Source organism: Bacillus sp. AM 13(2015), assembly GCF_001518755.1.
GTDB lineage: Bacteria > Bacillota > Bacilli > Bacillales > Bacillaceae > Bacillus > Bacillus safensis.
This window is the reverse complement of sequence record NZ_LKCP01000062.1, coordinates 21,351-27,609: the sequence shown is the minus strand read 5'-3', so window position 1 is coordinate 27,609 and position 6,259 is coordinate 21,351. Positions and strand designations below refer to the sequence as shown.

The 6,259-nt window shown below is 40.8% G+C and carries 6 protein-coding genes and 7 tRNA genes; 1 reads left to right on the top strand and 12 read right to left on the bottom strand.

Going from position 1 to position 6,259, the window contains the following annotated elements:
• Positions 1 to 506 (top strand): zinc-binding dehydrogenase (locus tag AOQ70_RS10715; protein ID WP_156417745.1); only part of this gene is annotated, 506 nt, incomplete at its 5' end.
• A 121-nt stretch (positions 507 to 627) separates the two neighbouring features.
• Here the strand turns inward: AOQ70_RS10715 and AOQ70_RS10710 are convergent.
• The 12 genes from AOQ70_RS10710 to AOQ70_RS10655 all read right to left on the bottom strand — a co-directional run bounded on the left by AOQ70_RS10710 (position 628) and on the right by AOQ70_RS10655 (position 6,156).
• Entirely contained in the window at positions 628 to 1,011 is a 384-nt protein-coding gene (locus AOQ70_RS10710; protein ID WP_058837390.1) for a hypothetical protein, read from the bottom strand.
• Between the two features lie 284 nt (positions 1,012 to 1,295).
• Entirely contained in the window at positions 1,296 to 1,499 is a 204-nt protein-coding gene (cspC, locus tag AOQ70_RS10705) for a cold shock protein CspC (protein ID WP_008346765.1), read from the bottom strand.
• A gap of 237 nt (positions 1,500 to 1,736) precedes the next feature.
• On the bottom strand, positions 1,737 to 2,243 hold the full coding sequence (locus AOQ70_RS10700) for a GrpB family protein (protein WP_059376224.1): 507 nt from the start codon (positions 2,241 to 2,243) through the stop codon (positions 1,737 to 1,739).
• A gap of 213 nt (positions 2,244 to 2,456) precedes the next feature.
• On the bottom strand, positions 2,457 to 3,251 hold the full coding sequence (locus AOQ70_RS10695; RefSeq protein ID WP_059376221.1) for an alpha/beta fold hydrolase: 795 nt from the start codon (positions 3,249 to 3,251) through the stop codon (positions 2,457 to 2,459).
• A gap of 159 nt (positions 3,252 to 3,410) precedes the next feature.
• Positions 3,411 to 3,494 (bottom strand) — tRNA-Leu (locus AOQ70_RS10690).
• A gap of 48 nt (positions 3,495 to 3,542) precedes the next feature.
• A tRNA-Leu gene (locus AOQ70_RS10685) sits at positions 3,543 to 3,625 on the bottom strand.
• Between the two features lie 7 nt (positions 3,626 to 3,632).
• A tRNA-Lys gene (locus AOQ70_RS10680) sits at positions 3,633 to 3,708 on the bottom strand.
• A gap of 31 nt (positions 3,709 to 3,739) precedes the next feature.
• Positions 3,740 to 3,814 (bottom strand) — tRNA-Gln (locus AOQ70_RS10675).
• Between the two features lie 20 nt (positions 3,815 to 3,834).
• Positions 3,835 to 3,906 (bottom strand) — tRNA-Glu (locus AOQ70_RS10670).
• 9 nt (positions 3,907 to 3,915) lie between these two features.
• Positions 3,916 to 4,006 (bottom strand) — tRNA-Ser (locus tag AOQ70_RS10665).
• 4 nt (positions 4,007 to 4,010) lie between these two features.
• A tRNA-Asn gene (locus tag AOQ70_RS10660) sits at positions 4,011 to 4,085 on the bottom strand.
• A gap of 223 nt (positions 4,086 to 4,308) precedes the next feature.
• The gene (locus AOQ70_RS10655; protein WP_059376219.1) at positions 4,309 to 6,156 is read right to left on the bottom strand and encodes a sigma-54-dependent Fis family transcriptional regulator; all 1,848 of its coding nucleotides are present in this window, start codon (positions 6,154 to 6,156) and stop codon (positions 4,309 to 4,311) included.
• Positions 6,157 to 6,259: the final 103 nt, after the last annotated feature.

Sequence of the window (6,259 nt, the reverse complement as noted above, 5' to 3'; positions counted from 1 at the left end):
CTATCGTCGGAATGGGCGGACTCGGCCATGTTGCCATTCAATTCGCACGCGCACTTGGTGCTGAAGTAACGGTTTTAAGCCGCTCTTTGAATAAAAAAGAAGAAGCACTATCATTTGGCGCAAAAGACTATTTTGCTACAAGTGATCCTGAAACGTTTCAGACACTAGCCGGTCAGTATGACCTCATTCTCAATACGGTCTCTGCCAACATTAATGTGGATGCCTATCTGTCCTTACTCCGTGTAGATGGAACCTTGGTAAACGTCGGTGCACCGCCTAAGCCGGATCAATTCCACGTCTTTTCATTAATTTCCGGCCGTCGCAGCATTGCTGGTTCACTCGTTGGCGGCATCCAAGAAACACAAGAAATGCTCGATTTCGCAGCTGCTCACAACATCGCACCACAAATTGAGGTCATCAACGCGAATCAAGTTGATGAAGCGTATGAGCGGGTGCTGAAAAGTGATGTGCGTTACCGGTTTGTGATTGATATTGCTACGTTGTGATTGAGATTCTTTGAAATGACGATGTTTGGTTGCTTTATGGCTGACCGATGAGAATTCTATGATTTTTGATCAAACGTCTAAAAGCCACTTCTCTATTGAGTCGTGGCTTTTTAATGGATCGCTATATGCTAACTTCTTTTTCTTTATGATGACCTCGCATAAATGTAACAACCATACTGGACAAGCTAACCAAAAAACCTAAAATTGAAATCAAAATAGTCATTCCCCCGTTTGGAATAAAAAAGCCTATAGGGATTAAGACAAAGAATGAGAACACGATAAAACATTGATAGATTCCAGATATCAATCTAACCACAATATGATCAAAAAACGACATCACCAGAGGAGGAATAAACAAGAAAACGACCATCCCTAGTGACAGCATGAAGGGTAATGGGTCATCTAACGAAATCGTGTTCTTCCCAGTTGAATCCTTTGCGGCGATGAACAATACTGCAATCGCCATGAGGAGCGTTGAAAAAATGAATAAGAATCGTTTTAACATTTCGATATCCCCTTATTTGATCTTACATTTTATAATAAAATATACCAAAATAAACTAAATATTCAAAGGCTATTTTTTACGTTCAGGATTCTGTTTAGAAGAAAATAAAATAATTTATGGAAATTCCGCATATTGTCAAACCAGTATGTTATACTAAACTAACCTTTGAAGCATGAAATTTTGACGAATACCTTGTACCATCTCCCTACTTGTACGTTGAGTAGGGTTTTTTCATGCAAAAAAACAGGCTCTCGGTAGAGAACCTGTTTTAAAAAGAATGAAGATTAAGCAATTTTTTGAACGTTAGCAGCTTGAGCTCCACGAGAACCTTGCTCTACGTCAAATGATACTTTTTGACCTTCGTCTAAAGATTTGAATCCGTCGCCTTGGATAGCTGAGAAATGTACGAATACATCGTCGCCTTCTTCACGTTCGATAAATCCAAAACCTTTTTCTGCGTTAAACCATTTTACTGTACCTTGTTCCATGATTGTTGCCTCCTCGTGCGTTTACCACACAATGTATTATACTATCCTTGCCCAAAGTACCCTCAAGACGAAAAGTCAATCTTCATACTATCCTTTACGCCGAACAAAAATAATTACTTTTCATTATAGCATGAATCGGTAATAATTGCAATTTGTTGATTAGAAAACAGTACTCCTCTTTGTAGCGAGTCTCTTTGTGCATAAAATCGTTTTTTCATCACTTACAGATAGCTGTATCTAAATTCTTTCTAAAATCGACTTAACAAAGTCTGTTTTTCCCTCTGCATATTTGTGTTTGTCATTTTTATTTACACTTGATAGGTTCAGTTTAAGCTGTTGGTACTCACTTCTTACTAGTTCGTTACTTCTCAGGTAATCTCTAAAATTTATTTGTTCAAGTAGATATCTAAAGCCCGTTTGATACATATGGATTTGGTGTGTACGTGGTTCTCCTTTGCTGAAATAGTGTCTTTCAGGCAACACATTGGTTCCTCTATATGAATAACCAAGCCCTTGCAAAGCTGTTATGCAATGTTCTCCGTCAACAAAATGATTGATTTCAATTGCAATATCAATAATTGGCTTTGCACTCAAACCATTTATTGCTGTACTTCCAATATGGTGTACATTCACTATGTACTGACCGATAACTTCTATTATTCGTTTCTTTTCACTTTCAAATTCTTTGACCCATTCAATAGACCAAGGTACTAAAAAAACTTCCCCTCTTGGTAATCCAAGCATTTACTCAACCCCACTTTATAATTTTGTTGTTTATTGGGATTATACGTCACATACGTAGAGAATACCTTACTAATACTAATAGTTGTGTAGGATTTAGAAATATAACCTTTTAAACGTTATTAGTATGATTGGACTGCATTATATAAAAATATTATTCTCAAACAAAAAATCCACTCACTTAAGATGAGTGGACAATCATTTAGATAAAACATGCTAAACATTTTCCGACTCAAGTCTATTTAACCAATTATCGACTAATGAGTTAAATACATCGGGTTGTTCAATCTGAAGATTGTGACCACCCATATCAAGCACCGCAAAAGTGGCTCTTGGATAATCTTCGATGAGCCGCCATGCATCGTGGTATCCGACTACATTGTCCTGGCGCCCTGTGATAATGAGCGTTGGATACTTAAGTTCAGATGAAATATCGAAGGTAAAACCATAACCATTTTGTTGAATGTTGTTGATGAAGTCATGGTTTGTTTGTTTAGAAGGAAGTAAAATTTCATCTCGAAACCTCTCCCATTCCGTTTTTCTTTGCACAACTATCATAGAGTAAAATTCATCTGCCTCCTCTGAAGACAATTGTGATATGAAGCTGCTGTCACTTTTTAAAACCGTCGCCTCTGGTACGAGTCTTTTATCGAATTCTGGTATAGTCATTGGCGCCACAAGCAGTAATCCACGAACAGTTTCCTGACGTGAACGAACGATGCCTCTGGCTATGTACCCTCCATATGAATAACCACAAACAATAAACTGTTCATCAGGGATAACCTCGTCCAAAAGACGCAATATCGCTTCTAGCATATCATCAGAGTTCTGAATTGACGGATGTGGCTTTGAACGTCCCATACCTGGTAAATCTATGTATATTCTCTTCCAACCGCTTCGTTTTTCGAATACCGGTTCCAATGCATGTAACATTACCTGATGGTCAAGTGTCCAACCATGCAAGATCACGATTGGATACCCTTCTCCAATGACTTTATGGTAAATTGACATGTTTTTATTTCCCCTTTCTTACTCTTCAATATTTTATCACAATTTTAGAAAAATTCTTTTTTCACTAAACTTTTTATCATCGTAAACTGTCATATATAACTGTTCAAACTAATTAGAAAGCACAAAAAAACCAAAGATCTACAACCTTTGATTTCTTGATGCGGCCGAGAGGACTTGAACCTCCACGGGTTATTCACCCACTAGGCCCTCAACCTAGCGCGTCTGCCATTCCGCCACGACCGCGTGTATGATGTGCTCATATATTCATAAGTGCACTGTTTGAAAAAACAATGCGGGTGAAGGGACTTGAACCCCCACGTCATAAAGACACTAGATCCTAAGTCTAGCGCGTCTGCCAATTCCGCCACACCCGCGTGACAATGGTGAGCCATGAAGGACTCGAACCTTCGACCCTCTGATTAAAAGTCAGATGCTCTACCAACTGAGCTAATGGCTCATCTGCTATGCAGAAAAACATATATAAAAAATGGCTGGGCTAGCTGGATTCGAACCAACGCATGACGGAGTCAAAGTCCGTTGCCTTACCGCTTGGCTATAGCCCAACGAATCAAAAAACAAAACATGACCCGTACGGGATTCGAACCCGTGTTACCGCCGTGAAAGGGCGGTGTCTTAACCGCTTGACCAACGGGCCATACAATAATGGCGGAGAAGGAGGGATTTGAACCCTCGCGCCGCTCGCGCGACCTACACCCTTAGCAGGGGCGCCTCTTCAGCCACTTGAGTACTTCTCCATTATGGCTCCGCAGGTAGGACTCGAACCTACGACCGATCGGTTAACAGCCGATAGCTCTACCACTGAGCTACTGCGGAATAATAAGACATGTTTCATTATATCTATGCCAGAAAAATGTGTCAAGAATTTTTAAGTGTTTCATTCCTGTCTCATTAGCGACGGCTTTTATAATTTAACATATACTAATATAACAGTCAAGCCTTTCTTCCTTCCTTTTTGTTTTCTGTTTAGACATGACAGAAAGACCCCGACCTCTAACTGAAAGACCAAGGCCTTCTTGCTGCTGTGATCCCTATGAGTTTATGATAGCTTATACTTCCGCATCCACTTGTAAAAGGTGCTTCTTGGCACCCCTGCTGACTTCGCTGCTTCTGACACATGACCTTTCGTTTTGTGCAGTGCTTCTATCACCGTTTGCTTTTGAATGCGTTCCCTTAGCGTGAGTTCTTTTGGATTCTCGGTATATTCTGGTAGATGCAGCTTCTGCTTTTTCTGATCCATCGCCTCTAAAACCGCCGCATATTGCGATTCACCAATCCAACCTCCTTTAGGAAACAGTACCCTTATATGTTCAAACAGATTAAAAAGCTCTCGTATGTTTCCTGGCCAGTGGTACGCTTCTAGCTTACGAAAAAATGATTCAGGAAATGTCGCATTCCATTGGTGTTTCCTTTGGTAATAACGATATAAATCAACAATGTCTTCTTTTCTTTCTCTAAGCGGCGGAATGTTGATTGGATAGACATGAAGACGGTAATACAAATCTTCACGTATTTTTCCTTCCTTCAGCAGTTCGTTCATATTCCGGTGTGTCGCTGTTATGATTCTAATATCCAAAGGGATTTCGTGTGTCCCGCCGAGCGGTACGACTTTTCTTTCTTCAATGACCCTAAGAAGCGCCACTTGCATCGCATAAGGGATTTCGCCAATTTCGTCTAAAAAGAGCGTTCCTTTCTGCGCCTGTTCAAATTTCCCCTTTGCTCCATGACGTTTTGCCCCTGTAAAAGCTCCTTCAGCATAACCAAATAGTTCACTTTCCAACAGGCTTTCTGGTATGGCTCCACAATTAACGGCAATAAACGGTCCTTTATGTCTTTCACTAGCTAAGTGAATCGCTCGAGCGGCCAGTTCTTTCCCTGTACCTGTTTCTCCCCAAATATATACATTTACATCTGTTTGTGCCGCTCGTTTCAATTCGCTGAGCGTCTGCTGAAATACTGTACTTGTTCCAGATTCCCCGGGAAATTGAGCAAAAGAAACGGTGATATTGCTCTTCGCTGCTTCTTCAAGAGAAAAAGACATCCCAAGCAGCTCTCCGTCTTGTTCTGACTGAATGATCTGCTTGTCCCGTGTAACAAATGTCTCGTCCATGAGCAGTTCAACATCCATTCCGTACCAATCTGAAAATCGATCTCTAATCGGTTTGCTTGCCGAAACAATCTGCTTTTTCTCATTACAGACTACATACGGCTCGTCCGCTTCTACCTGCTGGAGACAATGACTGACCAGCTCCATCTCTTTCCTTTTTTGCTGGACCTGAATTTCTCTCTCTATGGCATATGCAACTGTTGAAGCCATCCCAAGCATAAAAGGATGCCTTTGATCCGCCATACAGGAGATATCAATGACTCCTATGATCGTGCCGTCTGCATCACGAATAGGGGCCGCTGAACAACTCCAATGGTGGGAAGCGACTGAAAAATGCTCAGTTCCGTTGATCGCTACAGCTTCCCCAATGACCAGTGCCGTTCCAATAGCGTTCGTCCCCACATCGGCTTCGGTCCAGCGCGCGCCCTCCATAAAATTTATTTTTTTCGCTTCTACCAGCGTCCTTTGACTTCCTGTCAAACTCAGCACATAGCCATCTGCATCGATGAGTAAGGCCATCATGTCCGATTCTTTTAATTGCTGACTAATTTTATTTAAGTAAGGAAGAGCGGCGTTTAGGAATAGTGAGTACTTCTTTTTTTGAATACTGAATAATTCCTTTTCTAACAACGACTGTCCTTTATCTAAATATGGGTTCACATTTGCCTGTTTACATCTGTGCCATGACTCCACCACTCTCTTATCCAGACGAGACCTATCAAGTAAACCTTCACGAACAAAACGTTTCCAAGTATTTAAATAACAAGGCGTCGGATTCATTCCATCCTCTCCTCTGGGGGCTTTTTATCCATTATAGATAATTATAAAAGCGCTTTCAATTTTTGACTGACCCAGGAATTCATTCGGATAAAATGTTTCTCTA

Excerpts from the sequence above, each read along its gene's own strand:
- AOQ70_RS10710 (WP_058837390.1), bottom strand. The coding sequence starts at position 1,011 with ATGTTAAAACGATTCTTATTCATTTTTTCAACGCTCCTCATGGCGATT.
- cspC (WP_008346765.1), bottom strand. The coding sequence starts at position 1,499 with ATGGAACAAGGTACAGTAAAATGGTTTAACGCAGAAAAAGGTTTTGGA.
- AOQ70_RS10700 (WP_059376224.1), bottom strand. The coding sequence starts at position 2,243 with ATGCTTGGATTACCAAGAGGGGAAGTTTTTTTAGTACCTTGGTCTATT.
- AOQ70_RS10695 (WP_059376221.1), bottom strand. The coding sequence starts at position 3,251 with ATGTCAATTTACCATAAAGTCATTGGAGAAGGGTATCCAATCGTGATC.
- AOQ70_RS10655 (WP_059376219.1), bottom strand. The coding sequence starts at position 6,156 with ATGAATCCGACGCCTTGTTATTTAAATACTTGGAAACGTTTTGTTCGT.